The organism is Anabaena sp. FACHB-83 (assembly GCF_014697485.1).
GTDB lineage: Bacteria > Cyanobacteriota > Cyanobacteriia > Cyanobacteriales > Nostocaceae > Nostoc_B.
Genome location: NZ_JACJRY010000004.1, coordinates 321,299 through 340,464, shown reverse-complemented (window position 1 = coordinate 340,464; position 19,166 = coordinate 321,299). Strand labels below are relative to the sequence as shown.

Here is a 19,166-nt window from a genome sequence, read left to right as displayed (position 1 = left end):
AACTCATCACTAATCACTACTTTTGATGGTTGAGGGGGTACAGAAACCTGATAGATTTAGCTATCAGCGAGTAAAAACTGGTGAAAATGAAAGTCCTGGTTATTGGTGGCGATGGGTATTGCGGTTGGGCAACCGCACTTTACCTCTCCAATCGAGGTTACGAAGTTGGAATTTTAGATAGTTTGGTGCGTCGGCACTGGGATAACGAACTTGGGATCGCAACTCTGACTCCGATCGCACCGATTCAGCAACGTATCCAGCGCTGGCAAGATTTGACCGGCAAATCTATCGACCTATTCGTAGGCGATATCACTAATTACGAATTTCTGCAAAAAACTTTACATCAATTTGAACCAAATGCGATCGTGCATTTTGGCGAACAGCGTTCCGCGCCATTCTCCATGATTGACCGCGAACACGCAGTTCTCACCCAAGTCAACAACGTAGTTGGCACACTCAACTTGCTGTATGCCATGCGCGAAGACTTCCCCGACTGCCACTTAGTCAAGTTGGGAACAATGGGTGAATATGGTACACCTAACATCGATATTGAAGAAGGGTATATCACCATTGAACATAATGGGCGCAAAGATACCTTACCGTATCCCAAGCAACCTGGTTCAATGTATCACCTCAGCAAAGTGCATGATAGTCATAATATTCACTTTGCTTGTCGGATTTGGGGATTGCGTGCCACCGACTTAAATCAAGGCGTGGTTTATGGTGTCTTAACCGAAGAAACGGGAATGGACGAACTGTTGATTAATCGCCTAGATTACGATGGTGTATTTGGGACAGCATTAAACCGCTTCTGTATTCAAGCTGCCATTGGTCATCCTTTAACGGTGTATGGTAAAGGTGGGCAAACTCGCGGATTCTTAGATATTCGGGATACAGTGCGCTGTATGGAATTAGCGATCGCTAATCCTGCTGAACCTGGAGAATTCCGCGTATTCAACCAATTTACCGAACTATTTAGTGTGGGTGACTTGGCATTAATGGTCAAAAAAGCAGGTAACGCCTTGGGATTAAATGTTGATATCAACAACATAGATAACCCCAGAGTTGAAAAAGAAGAACATTATTTCAACGCCAAAAATACCAAACTGCTTGACCTCGGCTTACAACCTCACTACCTCTCAGACTCGTTACTTGATTCACTGTTAAACTTTGCAGTTAAGTATCAACAACGAGTCGATAAAAAACAAATTTTGCCGAAAGTTTCTTGGCATAGAAATTAGGTGAAAACTGTATGAGGTTGGTGACAGAATCTTATCTCAATCAAATCTCTTGCTGGCCTCAAACTGGTCGTCATATACTAGCGCAGTATGACGACCAGACAGTTGTAGTTTATCAGCGAAGCGCAGCGCAAGCATGATAGGCAGGGAGTAGGGAATGGGGAGTAGGGAGTAGGAAAGAAGCCTGATCTGGTTGTACTGATTTTTTTCCAAATCAAAAAATTATGAGTCCTATATCGTCTAGAAAAGGTGAAAGCCTTCTCGAACAGTAGCAATTGCAATAACAATTATGTAATTAGGGGCTTGCAGAAAATAAATTATCCAATTTTCGAGCGAGGGTATTTTTCTTTTTCCCCTGCCCCCTGCCTACACAATGATAGTATATTTTTTTAATTGGAAGCCCCTTACTAAGCTCCTCTATCGCTACGCTCGTAATGACAATTTAAAGGGTATATCAAGTCTGAAACCCTTGTAAATAGTAATTGTGTGTACGCCGTGAATACGGCGTTTTTATGTTAGGCAATATTTCGCCAACGGTATCCGTATCTCGTATTAATACCATATTGGCGACCAATCAACGGTCAAAAATATCAACCTTATTATTCAAAATTACGTAAGATTAATTTTATCTTTATATTTTCTTCTTAAGATTTTGATTATTCTTCATTATTTTTAGACAGATCAGAAAATACTACTTAGTAAATTCTAGTGAAAGTTATTGAATTTACCAATTTCTGATTTGCATAAGTTATCAGCCTTTGCTTAGGGTATTGACAGTACTGTTGAAGTAAGTGAGGTACACCATGCGTATTAAGTAATGAGTAATAAGCAGTGAGTAATAAGTAAATTTCTGACTCATTACTAATTACTTTTTTCAATCAGTTGCTGTAGCTCATAAACATTGGGTCTGTTGTATTTAGGAGGCATCTAGATATCTTATGGTAATCATTCATTAATTGGTAGAGAAAGCAGAGGATTTAAATCATCTGATTCTCAATTTGAGAATGACACTTTAAAAATCTTTGTTCCCTAGAAACTAGTTAGATAAACAAAATGAAAGTAGTAACTGTAAACAAATCATACCAGCTTTCATCTATACAACAAGGAATGCTTTTCAACAGTCTAGTTGCTCAAAACTCAGGAGTGGATATTGAGCAGATAATCTGTTTAATACATGAAAAAATTGATGTTTTGGCATTTCAAAAAGCATGGCAGAAAGTTGTAGAAAGACATGCAGTTTTGAGAACTAGTTTTGATTGGGAAACCGGACAAGAACCTCTACAATGTGTGCAGCAGCAGGTAAAAATTTCCTTAGAACAGCAAGATTGGTGTGGCTTGTCTGATACAGAACAATCCACTAAATTGCAAGTTTATCTACAAAGCGATCGCACTCTTGGGTTTCAGTTAAATACCGCCCCATTGATGCGTCTGGCATTATTTCAGTTGAGAGAATCGGTCTACCAATTTGTTTGGACTTTTCACCATGTTTTGTTAGATGGTCGCTCTTTGTCCATCATTATTAAAGAAGTGTTCACCTTTTACGATGCTTTCTGTCAGGGTAAAGACTTACAACTACCCCAACCTCGTCCTTATCAAGACCACATCGCATGGTTACAGCAGCAGGATTGGTCTAAATCAGAAAGTTTTTGGCGGGATTTGCTCAAAGGTTTTACTGCACCCACGCCTTTATTAGTGGACTCAAACCCTGGTGAGAAAAAGGGTTTTGGCGAACAAGCAATCCGACTATCAGCACAAACTACAGTGATGTTGCAGTCTTTAGCAAAACAACATCAAATTACGCTAAATACTTTAGTACAAGGTGCTTGGGCTTTATTGCTCAGTCGTTATAGTGGCGAGTCTGATGTTGTGTTTGGGGCGACAAGAGCCTGTCGTCATTCTTCTGTAACTGGTGCAGATTCGATGGTAGGATTGCTCATCAATACTTTACCAGTGCGAGTCAAGGTGTCAGGGGAAAAACCGCTTTTGACTTGGCTAAAAGAATTGCGATCGCAGTGGGTAGCGTTACGAGACTATGAACACACCCCCTTAACTAATATTCAAAGATGGAGTGATGTTCCTGGCGGTACACCTCTGTTTGATAGCATTCTGGTATTTGAAAACTATGAATTGAATTCGGTTTTACGTTCTCAAGGTGATAGATGGCAAAACCTGGAGATAAAACAAGAAGAACAAACTAACTTTCCCCTGACATTGGTTGGCTATGCAGAGTCAGAACTGTTATTGAAACTCAAATACGACCAAAACAAGTTTGATGATGCCAAAATTGGTCGAATGCTGGGACATCTTCAAACTTTATTGTCCAGTATGGCGACTAATCCTTGGCAGTGTTTAGGAGAATTACCACTCTTGACGACAGATGAAAGACAGCAAATGTTGATGGAGTGGAATAATACACAAACAGATTTTGCAGAACAACTTTGTATTCATCAACTGTTTGAGGCGCAGGTAGAGCAGACACCAGACGCTATAGCTGTCATCTGTGGACAAGAACAACTCACCTACAAAGAGTTAAACTGGAGAGCTAATCAGTTAGCCCATCACCTCAAGCAACTGGGTGTCAAACCAGGGGTGTTAGTGGGTGTATATTTAGAGCGATCGCTAGAAATGATTCCGGCTGTCCTAGGGATTTTGAAAGCTGGCGGCGCGTATGTTCCACTAGAACCCAGTTTCCCTAAAGCACGCATTCAATTATTGCTGTCTTCTCTGCAAATTAACTGTCTAGTCACCCAAACTTGCTTGTTACCTAGTATTCATGATCTAGAACTGAGCGCACTGCAACATTTAATCTGTTTAGATAAATCTGCACATAGTAAATTTTCCCCTACACCCCTACACCCTCATACCCCTACACCCTCTATTTGGCATCGTTCCTATCTAGATTTACTGCCCACAGAAAATTTACCAACATCTGCAAGTTCTGATGACATCGCCTATGTAATTTTTACCTCTGGCTCTACAGGTACACCCAAAGGAGTTGTAGTTCGTCATCAACCAGTAATCAACTTGATTGAGTGGGTGAACAAAACATTTAATGTGAATGCTAACGACAGAGTTCTATTTATCACATCCTTATGTTTTGACCTGTCAGTTTATGACATTTTTGGACTATTAGCCGCAGGTGGTTCGATTCGGGTTGTATCTAGCCATGATGTCCGAGATCCAGAAGCTTTACTACACATTCTCTGTCATGAGCCGATTACCTTTTGGGATTCTGCGCCGCCTGCACTACAACAACTGGCTGGCTTTTTCCCCAAGGTTCAAGCAACTAATTGTCATCCCCAACTGCGGTTAGTATTTATGAGTGGTGATTGGATACCAGTCACCCTACCCGATTTACTGAAAACCACCTTCCCAGGGGTTGAGGTGATTAGTTTGGGTGGAGCAACGGAAGCAACTGTTTGGTCTAATTATTATCCCATCGGCAAAGTCGAGCCGCATTGGAAGAGTATTCCCTATGGCAAACCCATCCAAAACGCTCAATATTACATTCTCGATGATTACCTCAATCCCTGTCCTATTGGTGTGACTGGAGAGTTATATATTGGTGGAGAATGTTTAGCCTCTGGCTATTTAAATCAACCAGAACTTACAGCCCAAAAATTTATTCCCAGTCCCTTTGGCAATTCCAAACTATACAAAACTGGGGATTTAGCCCGTTATTTCAGCGATGGGAATATTGAATTCCTCGGTCGAATTGACCATCAAGTTAAGATTCGCGGTTTCCGTATCGAGTTGGGAGAAATTGAGAGTGTACTCACACAACACGAATCTGTAGAGGAAACTGTAGTTATAGCCAGAGAGGATGAGCCAGGAAATAAGCGGTTAGTGGCTTATGTGGTGGTAAATGATGAATCTAAACCTAATATGAATGAATTAAGGCGGTTTCTGCGAGAGAAACTACCAGAGTATATGATTCCATCTGCCTTTGTCGCGATCGCCAAAATTCCTCTGACTCCCAATGGTAAGGTAGACCGCCGCGCTCTGCCTGTCCCCGACCAAAGACCAGAATTAGAAAAAGCCTTGATTGCGCCGAGAAACACCATAGAAATTGAGTTAGCGCGAATTTGGTCAGAGGTTTTAGGTATTCAATCAGTTGGAATTAGAGATAATTTCTTTGAATTGGGGGGAAATTCCCTACTGGCGGTGAAATTATTTACACAAGTTGAAAAGGCATTTGGTCAAAAACTCCCCCTCGCTACCTTATTACAATCACCAACCATAGAGCAATTAGCTAACATTCTCAGCCAATCAAATACAAAAACTTCTTGGTCTTCTCTGGTGACAATTCAGCCTGGTAGTAGTGCGAAACGTCCTTTATTCTTGATTCACGCCCTTGGTGGTAATGTGATTGGCTATCAAACTCTAGTACGTCACCTGGGTAAAGAGCAACCTGTATATGGCTTACAAGCACAAGGACTTGATGGCAAACAAGCTCCCCACACCAGCGTTGAGGATATGGCTGCTCACTACATCAAAGAAATTCGCACCGTTCAACCTCATGGCCCTTATCTGTTGGGTGGTTTCTCTAGTGGGGGGACAATTGCTTATGAAATGGCGCGTCAGTTAGTTGCTCAAGGCGATCGCGTCGAATTACTGGCAATGTTTGATACCTATAGCCCCAGTCTATATATCAATAATCCCTCCCTCTTGCGGACATTGTATGTCTACTGGCTCACCCTATTACGTCTGCCATCTGTAGATAGAAGAAACTATGTTCTCGCCAAAGTGGATTGGTTTAAATCCATGTTATTAGGGAAACACAGTAGCAAATTTGACTTATGGAACGAACATTCTTTCACTGACGATGCCAACCCTTACAATATGGCACTAATAGAAGCAATCAAACAAGCAACAATGGCAGATTATGTAGTCAAATCCTACCCTGGCAAGGTAACTTTATTTACCACCAAAGAAGTTTTGCGATGGTGTCAGTTCAAACCCTGTAGAGGCTGGAGTGCAATGGCTAAACAAGGGGTAGAAATTCATGAAGTTCCTGGTACACATTTAGGTATGTTGGGAGAACCAGGTGTGCAGATGTTAGCTGAAAAATTGCGGTTTTGCTTAGAGGAAGCACAAGCAGATCATCAGGTAGTATCACCAAAGGCTGAGAAGATGCGGTGGATACTTCAAAACCAAGATTATCGAGTATTTGAACATCAGCATTGATGTAATTAGGGTATTGGGTATAAGGGTGTGTGACGTAAGGTTTTTAGATACATACACCCCTGTACCCCTACACCCTCGCCAAAACCCTTGATTCTTCGTTTTTATGGGTAAGTCCTATATATTTCTCACCGTACACAATTGATTCCGCTACGAGAAACAGTTTACTCTGTTGTAGAACCTGAAATTCAACAGCAGTTGAGATTACCTGCGTGGACTGAAGAATTTTTGTATGAGAATAGCCCTATTCACCGAAACCTTTTTGCCGAAAGTAGATGGCATAGTTACACGTCTACGCCATACAGTTGACCATCTACAGCGTGATGGAAATCAAGTTTTAGTGATTGCCCCAGAGGGTGGAATCACGGAACATAAAGGAGCGAAAGTTTACGGCATTAGTGGCTTTCCTTTGCCTCTGTATCCAGAGTTAAAAATGGCACTACCCCGCCCAGCCATTGGTTATGCTTTAGAAGAATTCCAGCCTGATATTATTCATGTTGTAAACCCTGCTGTTTTAGGATTATCAGGCATTTTTTATAGCAAAGTTTTGAAAATTCCCTTAGTAGCTTCTTACCATACCCATTTACCGCAATATCTCCAGCATTACGGCTTAGGAATGTTAGAAGGCTTGTTGTGGGAATTGCTCAAAGGCGCTCATAATCAAGCATTGTTAAATCTTTGTACCTCGACAGCCATGATGGAGGAATTGTCATCACATGGCATTGAAAGAGTAGACTTGTGGCAGAGGGGCGTAGATACAGAATTATTTCATCCTAATTTAGCCAGTTTAGAGATGCGATCGCATCTTTCCCAAAACCATCCCGAAAGTCCCTTATTATTGTATGTTGGTCGCTTATCTGCCGAAAAAGAAATTGAACGCATTAAACCAATTTTAGAAGCAATTCCCCAAGCGCGATTGGCTTTAGTGGGAGATGGCCCCCATCGCCAAGCCTTAGAAAAACACTTTGCTGGAAGCAACACCCATTTTGTTGGCTATCTCATGGGACGTGAGTTAGGTTCTGCTTTTGCAAGTGCTGATGCTTTTATTTTCCCTTCCCGCACAGAAACTCTGGGGTTAGTCTTATTAGAAGCAATGGCCGCTGGTTGTCCAGTGGTGGCTGCCCGTTCTGGCGGCATCCCTGATATTGTTACAGATGGTGTGAATGGATATCTTTTTAACCCCAAAGCAGACATTCAAGATGCGATTTCTGCTACAATTCGCCTCTTGGAAAATCAGCAAGAACGAGATATCATTCGTCAAAATGCTCGTAAAGAAGCAGAAAAATGGGGATGGGCAGCGGCCACACGCCAGCTGCAAGATTACTATCACAAAATAGTCTCAGTAAAACAGCCAACAGCAGCAGTTTAAATGCAGGATAGGAATTGTGGGGCATTTCTGCTCCACGATTTTCGGAACGATTAACGATAGATAAAAGCACAATCTCAGCTTTAAATCTAAAATCTAAAATCTAAAATCTAAAATTCCATGACTCTTCCCAACCCTGGTAGCGTCTTGGCTACATTAACTGAACTCACACAAGTTAATCGCACCCACGCCTTACTACGTCGTGTCAAAGACCTTTCTGTTAACGAATTTGTCTGTCTACTTGATTTTATAACGGCTGAGTTCCAACAATTTCTCAGAGCCATTGAATTAATTAATAATGAAGCTCTAGAAACAATGTTGGAAAAGGTACTAGAAGCCATTACCTTGAAAATTGGTCAAATTCTCCAAGCTGAACACACAGCAATTTTTTTAGTTGACTATGATAAAGGTCAACTCTGGTCAAAAGTTCCCCAAGATAATAGTCAAAAATTTTTAGAAATTAGAACGCCAATTAATGTTGGCATTCCTGGGCATGTAGCGAGTACAGCCCAATATTTAAACATTGCGGAAACTGCAACACATCCTTTATTTAGTCCAGATTTAGAAAAACAAATGGGCTATAAAATTCGCAATATTTTATGTATGCCTGTTGTTAGTAGTAAGAGTCAAACTGTTGCTGTTGTGCAACTGGCAAATAAAGAAGGTAATGTGCCTTTTAATCATGAAGATGAAGAATCATTCCGAGATTTTGCCGCTTCTATTGGGATTATTTTAGAAACTTGTCAATCTTTTTATGTAGCAGCCCGCAATCAACGAGGCGCAACAGCATTATTAAGGGCGACTCAAACATTAGGGCAGAGTTTAGACTTAGAAGCAACTTTGCAAATAGTCATGGAACAAGCCCGAATTTTGATGCAAGCAGACCGGAGTACGCTGTTTTTGTATCGCAAAGAAATGGGTGAACTTTGGACAAAAGTTGCAGCCGCAGCATCGCCCACAGACTTTCTTGAAATTCGGATGCCGGCAAATCGGGGAATTGCTGGTTATGTAGCATCAACAGGAGACGCATTAAATATTCCTGATGCTTATAAAGACCCGCGTTTTGACCCCAGTACAGATAGAAAAACTGGCTATGTAACGCGGAATATTTTATGTTTACCAGTGTTTAATTCTGCTAATGAATTAATTGGGGTAACGCAGCTAATTAATAAGCAAAAAGGCAGTTTTAGCGCCTCTGATGAAGAGTTTATGCGGGCTTTTAATATTCAAGCAGGCATAGCATTAGAAAATGCGCGGCTGTTTGAAAATGTCCTGTTAGAAAAACAGTATCAAAAAGACATTTTGCAAAGTCTATCTGATGCTGTAATTTCGACTGATATGATTGGTCGAATTGTGACAATTAATGATGCGGCTTTAGAGTTATTGGGTTGTCCTTTGGCTGATACTAATAACAAAAGTAATAAATTATTGTGGGAACAAAATTTAATCGGGCGCTTTGTGTGGGAAGTAGTACCCATTGAAAATTTGCAAATGCGCTTAGAAGACAGTTTGACATCGGGCGCTAGACATTATGTTCCAGAACAAAGTTTGATAGTGGGGCTATATCAAGCACTGACTTTAGACGGGCGAGTGAATAGTGACAATCAAGACTCAGCTTTGCAAACTGGCACAACTCATCAGTTGATTTTAACAGTCCGCGATCGCAATAATCCCGACCTTTTCATTCCTTGGAATTTACTGTTAACTCCTCCATCCCAATTAATCCCCGCTAATCAAGTAGAACAGTTAGAACGCAGTATTAATTTAACTGTAAATCCCCTCACCAACCCAGAAGGGGGAGTGAGAGGCGGTTTAGTAGTTTTAGAAGACATTAGCCAAGAAAAACGCCTGAAAACCACAATGTATCGTTACCTGACTCCCCATGTTGCAGAACAAGTCATGGCTTTGGGTGAAGATGCTTTGATGGTGGGTGAACGTAAGGATGTGACTGTCTTATTTTCTGATATTCGTGGCTACACCACTTTGACGGAAAATTTGGGCGCAGCAGAAGTTGTATCGCTGTTGAACCAATATTTTGAAACAATGGTGGAAGCGGTTTTTAATTACGAAGGCACTTTAGATAAATTTATTGGCGATGCTTTAATGGCTGTGTTTGGTGCGCCTTTACCAATTACAGAAAACCATGCTTGGCAGGCGGTACAATCAGCCTTAGATATGCGCCAACGTCTGCAAGAATTTAACCAACGGCGAATTATTCAGGAACAACCCCAAATTCGTATCGGGATTGGGATTAGTTCTGGGGAAGTTGTTTCTGGTAATATTGGCTCTCACAAACGTATGGATTACACCGTGATTGGCGATAGTGTAAACTTAAGCGCCCGTCTAGAAGCCGTCACGAAAGAATATGGCTGTGATATTATTTTGAGCGAATTTACCTACCAACTTTGCAGCGATCGCATTTGGGTGCGGGAGTTAGATAAAATTCGCGTTAAGGGTAAAAACCAAGCTGTGAATATTTATGAGTTAATTAGCGATCGCAATACGCCTTTAGATGCTGATACCCAAGAGTTTTTGTTTCACTATCATAACGGCCGGGCTGCTTATTTAGCAAAGGATTTTGCCGGGGCGATCGCTAGTTTTACCGCCGCAAAACACCTCCGCCCCAAAGACCAAGCCGTAGAAATTCATCTAGAACGCGCCCAAAATTATCACCAAACACCACCGCCAGATTCCTGGGATGGTGTTTGGACAATTGTCAGCAAATAAATACCCAAATTTTTTAATTTCTGATTACAAAAGCTTTTTGATATTCCTGAATCAGTGAGATGCTGGCAAGCAGTCACGACAAGATAAAGTAATGACTAATATTTGATTTTGAAAAAAATCATTGAACTTAGAAAAGGCTTTTTACTACTCCCTACTCCTTACCTGCACAATTTTTATCTCATTCCTCAGCTTCTCCGCCTTCATTTCTAAAAGGATTTTCGCCAATTTTTAGCTGTTTTTTACTTTGTTTTAGCTGTTTCCACAAAGCTTTGATTTGTTCGTAAGCATCTTGTGGCGGGATTTTTCCACCCGTTTCTAAGCTACAAACATAACTAACTTTATTCGCAAATTCCTGAAGATTCGCATTAAATACTAAGTTTTCGGGTTTAACTTGCCCATAATATCGACCTTTGGGATAAATAAAATCATCTTTGTCCACCATCTTCTGCTCCACTTATTAAACTCCATTATTGTTTTAATATCTGAACTCAAGCCATGATTTATGCACTTCTAGCAAGTATTTTATGAATTACCAACAAATCGACTCTCTTGTTTCTACCTCAACAGGTATTTGAGAAATCGAGTAGGATTTCTATATTTTGCTGCTAAAAGCAAAAAGGCTTGATTGGCATTGATCGTTGTGCAGTAATTCCTAATAGTGTATCCTTCTGCCAATTACTAATTGACATTCTCTGGTATTAAACACCAATCAAAATTTTCAATGGCTATTTACTTAGTCATGATTTATACTTTATTTTCTATAAAAAAATCAGTTTTTGAGTAAAAAAATCTACAGTCAGAGTGTAATAGTTTCCTGGGAAATTTACCTCTACTAGAGGTTATATATTATATATCTGAGTTTCAGCATCAGGTAATTAATCTTTACTATAACTTACTGGTGCTGACCAGTAAAATTTAATTCTCTAAGGGCAGCTTTTGTCCCACTCCATCAAAGGTATAAACCAATTTTATGCGGGTGTATTACAGTCACAAGATTTACGGGTAATACTCAGCAAATTTGATATCAGACTACTGTTGAAAACCCTGAAATCTCATTTCAAAATTGATGAATTTACAGCAGAGTGTCAGTCAATGAAATACAGAATTTAGTTCTCACAGCTAGTAGAGAGCCTATTCTTATGCAGAATTCAGGCTTCTGACTCCTGAATTCTTAGCATTTTTTGATTATGCACTGGCGATTAATTAGCGAATCTTTGTTAACTAAAGATAAAATGGTGAAGCCCGAAAGGACACAAGTCTCCCATTGCTGAAAAGTTGACCTCCTACCATGTCTGTTCATTCTAAAGTCTACGAAGGCAAAGCAAAAATACTCTATACAACAGATAATCCAGAAATCTTGCTGGCTGATTTTAAAGATGATGCGACTGCGTTTAACGCCCAAAAGCGTGGCAGTATCATTGGCAAGGGAAAAATTAACTGTAGTATTTCTAGCCAGTTATTTAAACAGTTGGAAGCCCAAGGGGTTAAAACCCACTTTATTGACAGCCCGTCCCCTAATCAAATGCGGGTGAAAGCGGTGAAAATTTTACCCTTAGAAGTAGTCGTGAGAAATATTGCGGCGGGTAGCCTGAGTCAACAAACAGGTTTACCAGTGGGTACAGTTTTGCAACAGCCCTTGGTAGAGTTTTATTACAAGAATGATCAATTAGGAGACCCGTTGTTGACACGCGATCGCCTACTCTTAATGGAATTAGCTACAGAGGAACAAGTAGACCTAATTAAGAATCTAGCATTGCAAATCAACGAGTTTCTGCGGAGCTTTTGGCAGCAATGTGGCATTACCTTAGTAGACTTCAAACTAGAATTCGGCTTAGATTCACAACAGCAAATACTCCTGGCAGATGAGATTAGTCCAGACACCTGTCGTTTGTGGGACACTACAGAAACTGACCCCAACCGTCGCGTCCTGGATAAAGACCGCTTCCGCCGAGATTTAGGCAATGTAGAAGATGCGTACCAAGAGGTTTTACAGCGAGTGCTGCAAACAGTAGACAGTAAAAATTAAACTGATGTACCTTGTCATTGGTCATTGGTCTTGACAAAGGACAAATGACCAACGACTAATGACTAATAACTAGTGTGTGATTGTGTGCGGAAGTGAAGAGGAATATATAATGCGTTTATCTCCTATATTAGTAGCAGCTGTAGCAATTGCAGCGCCATTAAGTGGCTCTTTTAGAGCGAATGCCCAAACTGCTGAAGATTTACAACCCACAGCGAAAATTTTAAAACCCGCTACAAAGCAGCCACAAGAGAAGGACGCAGGGCAAAGTTCAGCGAGGGAAAGTTTACCAACTGCGATCGCCTCCCCAGAGGCTAAAGTACTCAAAGATACTCAAGCAAAATCTGTGACCATTTTGCCAACACCATCAGATGTAAAATCACAGGTGATAGTCCCAACCATTGCCCAAACGCCAGAAACAATCCCCAACTCTGATACTCAACAGCCCAACACCATTCCTGACAGTTCCACTCCAGCCACAGAACCTGCATCTCCAGAAAATACTACCCCCCCCACTACCATTGAACCGGCATCTCCCCAAAATCCCCAGCCGGAAAATACTACCCCAGCAACCATCGAACCGGCATTTCCCCAAAACCCTCAGCCGGAAAATACCACCCCCCCAACCATCGAACCTGCGTTTCCCACATCTCCAGGGAATACCCAACCGAATGGCGCTACCGAATCAACAGAACCAAGGGTATTGGTATCAGAAGTAGTCGTCAAACCCCAAGCAGGACAATTACCCCCAGAATTAGAAGATCGAGTTTATCAAGTCATTCGGACTCAACCAGGGCGGACAACCACCCGCACCCAACTACAAGAAGATATTAATTCGATTTTTGGTACAGGTTTCTTTTCTAACGTCCAAGCTGTACCAGAAGATACACCTTTGGGCGTGCGAGTCAGCTTTATTGTCCAGCCCAACCCCGTACTTACAAAAGTGCAAGTCGAAGCTAATCCTGGAACTGGTGTTGCTTCGGTTCTGCCAGCAAGTACGGCGGATGAAGTTTTTAAAGATCAGTATGGTAAAATCCTCAACCTACGCGACTTGCAAGAAGGAATCAAGACCTTAAGCAAACGCTATCAAGACCAAGGTTATGTGTTAGCCAATGTGATTGGTGCGCCCCAAGTTTCGGAAAATGGGGTGGTGACGCTGCAAGTCGCCGAAGGCGTAGTGGAAAATATTAAAGTCCGGTTCCGCAACAAAGAAGGTCAAGAAACAGACGACCAAGGTAGACCAATTCGCGGACGGACACAAGAGTATATTATTACACGGGAAGTAGAATTAAAACCAGGACAAATATTTAATAGAAATACAGTCCAAAAAGACCTACAACGGGTATTTGGACTAGGTTTGTTTGAAGATGTGAATGTTTCTTTAGACCCTGGTACTGACCCCAGCAAAGTAGATGTAGTAATTAATGTTGCCGAACGCAGTAGCGGTTCGATCGCGGCTGGTGCTGGTATTAGTTCTGCCAGTGGATTATTTGGTACAGTCAGCTATCAACAGCAGAACCTCAACGGCAGAAACCAAAAATTAGGTGCAGAAGTCCAGGTAGGAACCAGGGAATTACTATTCGATTTACGCTACACCGACCCCTGGATTGCGGGTGATCCTTACCGCACCTCTTACACAGCCAATATTTTCCGCCGCAGTTCGATTTCCTTGGTATTTGAAGGAGATGAGAACAACGTGGAAACCTTCAGAGCCGGAGATGACGATGGCGATCGCCCCCGTGTGTTACGTTTAGGTGGTGGCGTTACCTTTACTCGTCCGTTGTCCAAAAATCCCTACGAACGTTCCGAATGGACAGCCTCAGCCGGGTTGCAATATCAGCGCGTTTCCACCCGCGACGCTGATGGTAATCTCAGAAGATTTGGTACAGTTTACAACAATGGCCAAGCTGGAGAATTAATTCCCTTAAGCTTCTCTGGTACAGGTCAAGACGACTTAGTATTATTACAACTAGGTACGCAGCGCGATCGCCGTAACAATGCCCTACAGCCTACCAGTGGTTCGTTCCTGCGCTTCGGAGTTGACCAGTCATTACCAATAGGCGAAGGTAATATTTTACTCACCAGACTACGGGGGAGCTATAGCCAATACATCCCCGTGAAGCTCTTAAACTTTTCCAAAGGCGCACAAACTCTCGCCTTTAACATTCAAGGCGGTACTATCCTCGGTGATTTACCTCCCTACGAAGCCTTTACTTTAGGCGGTAGTAACTCCGTGCGTGGTTATGAAGAAGGAACACTAGCCAGCAGCCGTAGTTACGTGCAAGCAACTTTAGAGTATCGCTTCCCTGTATTTTCCATCGTAAGTGGTGCAGCCTTTGTCGATTTTGGTACTGACTTAGGCACCAATACTAGGGCGGCGGATGTTCTCAACAAAAACGGTACTGGCTATGGTTATGGTTTGGGTGTGCGCGTCCAATCACCATTGGGGCCAATTCGTATCGACTACGGTATCAACGATGATGGTGATAGCCGCATCAACTTCGGCATTGGGGAAAGATTTTAAAAAGTATGAAGTGTGTAGACGCGCTCTGCGCGGCTTCCCGAAGGGTAGTATGAAGTATGAAATTAGCTTTTTCACACTTCATACTTCATACTTTCTCTTGACTCTTTGACCCTCGACCCTTGACTATTTATTAAGGTGTATTAAATTTTCGCCGATGCAACAGCACACCATCGCCGGGGAAATCTGCCAAACAGGAGTCGGACTGCATAGCGGTATTGCTACCAATGTGCGGATATTACCAGCCCCAGCCAATAGCGGGCGTTATTTTGTGCGGGTAGATTTACCAGATTTGCCAATCATTCCCGCCCAAATTGCCGCAGTCAATGAAACTGTACTGTCTACTCAATTGGGTAAAGGTGCAGCATCTGTCCGTACAGTCGAGCATTTATTGGCAACCTTGTCAAGTATGGGTGTGAATAATGCCCGCATTGAAATTGATGGGCCAGAAGTGCCGTTGTTGGATGGTTCAGCCCAAATTTGGGCTGCTAGTGTGGCTCAAGTTGGCTTACAACCGCAAACAGTAGACGATAACTCAGCGCAATGGGTTCTTGCAGAACCAATCTGGATTTATCACAATGATGCCTTTGTTTGTGCTATCCCAGCCGCAGAAACCCGCTTTAGCTATGGGATTGATTTTGATTTACCTGCAATTGGCAATCAATGGCACAGTTGGTTATTAGCGGCTGATGTCGGTGAGGCGGCTGTTAGCTTTGCGGCGGAAATTGCCCCTGCGCGTACCTTTGGTTTATTACATCAAATAGAATACTTACAACAGGCTGGATTAATTAAAGGCGGCAGCTTAGACAATGCACTCGTTTGCGGCTCTGAAGGATGGTTAAATCCGCCATTAAGATTTGCAAATGAGCCAGTCCGTCATAAGATGTTGGACTTAGTAGGAGATTTGAGTTTATTGGGAAATTTCCCCCAAGCTCATTTCTTAGCGTATAAAGCCAGCCACAATTTACATATTCAACTCGCCGAAAGGATTTTAGCGGCACAGCAAAATCCCACTGACAAAATCTGAGGGGTTTCAACGCCATTCCACTTTTAATTTCCACAGTCAAAGTCACACAAACTGCCAATGTCGTCAATTCTTGCAGAAGTAAATAGTAGCGATGCGATCGCATCCTCATCTGATACCACCCAAACTCCCACTGCACCGGAAGTGAAAAAAACCTTCACATCCGAAGAAATTCAGCAGTTGCTCCCCCATCGCTATCCATTTCTACTGGTAGACAAAATTATTGACTATGTACCAGGAAAAGTGGCTGTAGGCGTTAAAAATGTTACTATTAACGAACCTCAATTTCAAGGACATTTCCCCGGTAGACCACTCATGCCAGGTGTGCTAATTGTCGAAGCAATGGCACAAGTCGGTGGAATTGTGTTAACACAACTACCAGAATACAATGCAGGTGGACTGTTTGTCTTTGCTGGCATTGATAAAGCCCGCTTTCGTCGTCAAGTTGTCCCTGGAGATCAACTGATTATGACAGTGGAACTGTTATGTATCAAACAACGTCGGTTTGGGAAGATGCAAGCTCGGGCCGAAGTTGACGGACAACTCGCTGCTGAAGGCGAATTGATGTTTTCTTTAGTTGGTTAACAACTTGTTTGAGTGTCTTGGTACAACCGTGATATGGCAACGTGCTGAGTATAAAACCAGTTATTACAATGTCATAACTGGCTTGGCTATTGTTATATACTGAGGCTCAAATCTAAACAAGCATCACAGATTAACAACTGTCCACACAGTATTTGAAAATTTCTGAATTTTCGCTGCCCTCACACTTAACTTGCTTTGCCCGACACTTTCGATTGTTGAAGTTATCACAACTCAGCAACACCAGTTGCGATTAACGCACTGGTTTCTCACGACAGTTCTGGAGATTCACCCTTGAAGACTCTTATTCATCCAACGGCGGTAGTTCATCCTAAAGCGGAACTCCACCCTACAGTGCAAGTTGGTGCCTATGCTGTGATTGGAGCGCATGTCAAAGTTGGCCCAGAAACAATTATTGGCGCTCATGTAGTGCTGGAAGGGCCTTGCGAAATTGGGGCGCGAAATCAGATTTTTCCAGGTGCAGCTATTGGTATGGAACCCCAGGATCTCAAATTTGTAGGAGAGCCAACCTGGGTAAAAATCGGTGACGACAATGTAATTCGAGAGTATGTCACCGTTAACCGTGCCACAGGTGAGGGAGAAGCCACAATCATCGGCAGTAATAATTTGCTGATGGCTTATGTGCATGTGGCGCATAATTGCATCATTGAAGATCATGTAATTATTCCCAACTCGGTAGCTTTAGCAGGTCATGTCCATATCGAGTCTCGCGCCAGATTAGGCGGCGTTTTGGGAGTTCATCAATTTGTCCATATTGGTAGACACTCAATGGTAGGTGGGATGTCTCGCATTGATCGGGATGTGCCGCCATATATGCTAGTAGAAGGTAATCCAGTACGGGTCAGAACCCTGAATTTGGTGGGGCTGAAGCGTTCTGGAATGTCCGCCAGTGACCTGCAAACCCTCAAAAAAGCCTTCCGCATTCTCTACCGTTCTAACTTGAGTTTCAAAGAAGCATTAGAACAGTTAGAACAACTAGGAGATACAGAAGAACTACAACATTTGCGTCGTTTTATACTCTTGTCTCAAATGCCAGGAAGACGTGGCTTGATTCCAGGTAGAGGTAAAGCAGGCACAAGTGATGATTCTTAAGTTATATCTGAGAAATTAGGGTGAATTCAGCAAGTAAGAATTCAGAATTAATTCTGACTCCTGGATTCTGAATTCTTCTTTAACTCAACTTCTAATTTCTCATGGCAAAATTTTTAGTAATTGTTAATTAAAATGCGGATATTTATCAGCACTGGCGAAGTGTCTGGCGATTTGCAAGGTTCGCTGTTGATTGCAGCAATGCAACGCCAAGCTGCTGCTGCTGGGTTGGCGTTAGAAATTGTCGCCCTCGGTGGCGAAAAAATGGCAAAGGCAGGGGCAAATATTTTGGGCAATACCAGTGGGATTGGCTCAATGGGTCTTTTAGAATCTTTGCCTTATGTTGTACCCACTTTATTAGTACAACGAAAAGCGATCGCCTATCTCAAGCAAAACCCGCCAGACTTAGTGGTGCTGATTGATTATATGGGGCCAAACCTCGGCATCGGCACTTATATGCGACAAAATCTGCCAGATGTGCCTGTGGTTTATTACATTGCCCCACAAGAGTGGGTTTGGTCAATGAGTCTGCGAAATACCTCTCGCATCGTTGGTTTTACAGACAAACTCTTAGCAATATTCCCCGAAGAAGCCAGATATTATCAAGAAAATGGCGGAAATGTCAGTTGGGTGGGACATCCGTTAATTGATCGGATGCAGAATGTACCTAATCGTCAGGCGGCGCGTGCTGAATTAGGAATTGCATCAGAACAAATTGCGATCGCACTTCTCCCCGCTTCTCGTCAGCAAGAACTAAAATATCTTTTACCAGTCATTTTTCAAGCAGCGCAGACAATTCAAGCCAAGTTACCAGAAGCTCACTTTTGGATTCCTTTATCTTTGGAAAGCTTTAAACAACCAATAGAGTCAGCAATTCAAAATTACGGTTTACGAGCCACAATTGTCTCTGGTCAACAAAAAGAAGTGTTTGCTGCGGCTGATTTCGCCATTACTAAATCTGGCACAGTCAATTTAGAACTGGCGCTGTTTAACGTGCCGCAAGTTGTAGTTTATCGCCTCAATGCCGTTACCGTTTGGATTGCGCGGAAAATCCTCAAAGGTTCCATTCCCTTTGCTTCTCCAGTCAACTTAGTGGTAATGCGGGAAATTGTACCAGAGTTGTTACAAGAACAAGCCACACCAGAGAATATTACCCAAGCCGCAATGGAAATACTACTGAATCCTGAACGCAGACGGCAGACATTGACAGATTATGCCCAAATGCGACAATGTTTAGGAGATATTGGCGTATGCGATCGCGCGGCTCAAGAAATTTTGCAAATGCTAACTGAAGTGTGAAGTATGAAGTATAAATTATGAAGTGTGAAGTCTGAAGTGTGAAGTTTGAAGACATGAATTCGACAGACCTCTCCCTCTCCTAAAACGCGCTA

At 42.3% G+C, this 19,166-nt stretch carries 11 protein-coding genes; 10 read left to right on the top strand and 1 reads right to left on the bottom strand.

What is annotated here, in order from left to right:
- The first annotated feature begins 86 nt into the window (after nucleotides 1-86).
- The 4 genes from H6G79_RS07535 (at nucleotide 87) to H6G79_RS07520 (ending at nucleotide 10,515) form a co-directional block, all read left to right on the top strand.
- Nucleotides 87-1,241 carry an NAD-dependent epimerase/dehydratase family protein gene (locus H6G79_RS07535; protein ID WP_062294327.1) on the top strand — a complete coding sequence of 385 codons (1,155 nt, stop codon included), beginning with the start codon at nucleotides 87-89 and terminating at the stop codon, nucleotides 1,239-1,241.
- Nucleotides 1,242-2,291: 1,050 nt separating this feature from the next.
- On the top strand, nucleotides 2,292-6,425 hold the full coding sequence (locus tag H6G79_RS07530) for an amino acid adenylation domain-containing protein (protein ID WP_190588243.1): 4,134 nt from the start codon (nucleotides 2,292-2,294) through the stop codon (nucleotides 6,423-6,425).
- A gap of 229 nt (nucleotides 6,426-6,654) precedes the next feature.
- Nucleotides 6,655-7,791 carry a glycosyltransferase family 1 protein gene (locus H6G79_RS07525; RefSeq protein ID WP_190588244.1) on the top strand — a complete coding sequence of 379 codons (1,137 nt, stop codon included), beginning with the start codon at nucleotides 6,655-6,657 and terminating at the stop codon, nucleotides 7,789-7,791.
- Between the two features lie 117 nt (nucleotides 7,792-7,908).
- Nucleotides 7,909-10,515 carry a GAF domain-containing protein gene (locus H6G79_RS07520; protein ID WP_190588245.1) on the top strand — a complete coding sequence of 869 codons (2,607 nt, stop codon included), beginning with the start codon at nucleotides 7,909-7,911 and terminating at the stop codon, nucleotides 10,513-10,515.
- A 178-nt stretch (nucleotides 10,516-10,693) separates the two neighbouring features.
- Here the strand turns inward: H6G79_RS07520 and H6G79_RS07515 are convergent, their stop codons facing one another.
- Nucleotides 10,694-10,957 carry a hypothetical protein gene (locus tag H6G79_RS07515; protein ID WP_190588246.1) on the bottom strand — a complete coding sequence of 88 codons (264 nt, stop codon included), beginning with the start codon at nucleotides 10,955-10,957 and terminating at the stop codon, nucleotides 10,694-10,696.
- Nucleotides 10,958-11,803: 846 nt separating this feature from the next.
- Here H6G79_RS07515 and purC point away from each other — a divergent pair.
- The 6 genes from purC (at nucleotide 11,804) to lpxB (ending at nucleotide 19,074) form a co-directional block, all read left to right on the top strand.
- Entirely contained in the window at nucleotides 11,804-12,541 is a 738-nt protein-coding gene (purC, locus tag H6G79_RS07510) for a phosphoribosylaminoimidazolesuccinocarboxamide synthase (RefSeq protein WP_190588247.1), read from the top strand.
- A 109-nt stretch (nucleotides 12,542-12,650) separates the two neighbouring features.
- Nucleotides 12,651-15,062, top strand: a complete 2,412-nt coding sequence (locus H6G79_RS07505; RefSeq protein WP_190588248.1) for a BamA/TamA family outer membrane protein — start codon at nucleotides 12,651-12,653, stop codon at nucleotides 15,060-15,062.
- A 154-nt stretch (nucleotides 15,063-15,216) separates the two neighbouring features.
- Nucleotides 15,217-16,086, top strand: a complete 870-nt coding sequence (lpxC, locus tag H6G79_RS07500) for a UDP-3-O-acyl-N-acetylglucosamine deacetylase (RefSeq protein WP_190588249.1) — start codon at nucleotides 15,217-15,219, stop codon at nucleotides 16,084-16,086.
- A 57-nt stretch (nucleotides 16,087-16,143) separates the two neighbouring features.
- Nucleotides 16,144-16,668, top strand: a complete 525-nt coding sequence (fabZ, locus tag H6G79_RS07495; RefSeq protein ID WP_062294314.1) for a 3-hydroxyacyl-ACP dehydratase FabZ — start codon at nucleotides 16,144-16,146, stop codon at nucleotides 16,666-16,668.
- A gap of 291 nt (nucleotides 16,669-16,959) precedes the next feature.
- Nucleotides 16,960-17,778, top strand: coding sequence for an acyl-ACP--UDP-N-acetylglucosamine O-acyltransferase (lpxA, locus tag H6G79_RS07490; RefSeq protein WP_190588250.1), 819 nt, complete (start codon nucleotides 16,960-16,962; stop codon nucleotides 17,776-17,778).
- 132 nt (nucleotides 17,779-17,910) lie between these two features.
- Nucleotides 17,911-19,074 carry a lipid-A-disaccharide synthase gene (gene lpxB / locus H6G79_RS07485; RefSeq protein ID WP_190588251.1) on the top strand — a complete coding sequence of 388 codons (1,164 nt, stop codon included), beginning with the start codon at nucleotides 17,911-17,913 and terminating at the stop codon, nucleotides 19,072-19,074.
- Nucleotides 19,075-19,166: the final 92 nt, after the last annotated feature.

What these genes read in the sequence shown, in the direction of transcription:
- H6G79_RS07505 (WP_190588248.1), top strand. Translation starts at nt 12,651, where the DNA reads ATGCGTTTATCTCCTATATTAGTAGCAGCTGTAGCAATTGCAGCGCCA.
- lpxB (WP_190588251.1), top strand. Translation starts at nt 17,911, where the DNA reads ATGCGGATATTTATCAGCACTGGCGAAGTGTCTGGCGATTTGCAAGGT.
- purC (WP_190588247.1), top strand. Translation starts at nt 11,804, where the DNA reads ATGTCTGTTCATTCTAAAGTCTACGAAGGCAAAGCAAAAATACTCTAT.
- H6G79_RS07525 (WP_190588244.1), top strand. Translation starts at nt 6,655, where the DNA reads ATGAGAATAGCCCTATTCACCGAAACCTTTTTGCCGAAAGTAGATGGC.
- H6G79_RS07530 (WP_190588243.1), top strand. Translation starts at nt 2,292, where the DNA reads ATGAAAGTAGTAACTGTAAACAAATCATACCAGCTTTCATCTATACAA.
- H6G79_RS07535 (WP_062294327.1), top strand. Translation starts at nt 87, where the DNA reads ATGAAAGTCCTGGTTATTGGTGGCGATGGGTATTGCGGTTGGGCAACC.
- fabZ (WP_062294314.1), top strand. Translation starts at nt 16,144, where the DNA reads ATGTCGTCAATTCTTGCAGAAGTAAATAGTAGCGATGCGATCGCATCC.
- H6G79_RS07520 (WP_190588245.1), top strand. Translation starts at nt 7,909, where the DNA reads ATGACTCTTCCCAACCCTGGTAGCGTCTTGGCTACATTAACTGAACTC.
- lpxC (WP_190588249.1), top strand. Translation starts at nt 15,217, where the DNA reads ATGCAACAGCACACCATCGCCGGGGAAATCTGCCAAACAGGAGTCGGA.
- H6G79_RS07515 (WP_190588246.1), bottom strand. Translation starts at nt 10,957, where the DNA reads ATGGTGGACAAAGATGATTTTATTTATCCCAAAGGTCGATATTATGGG.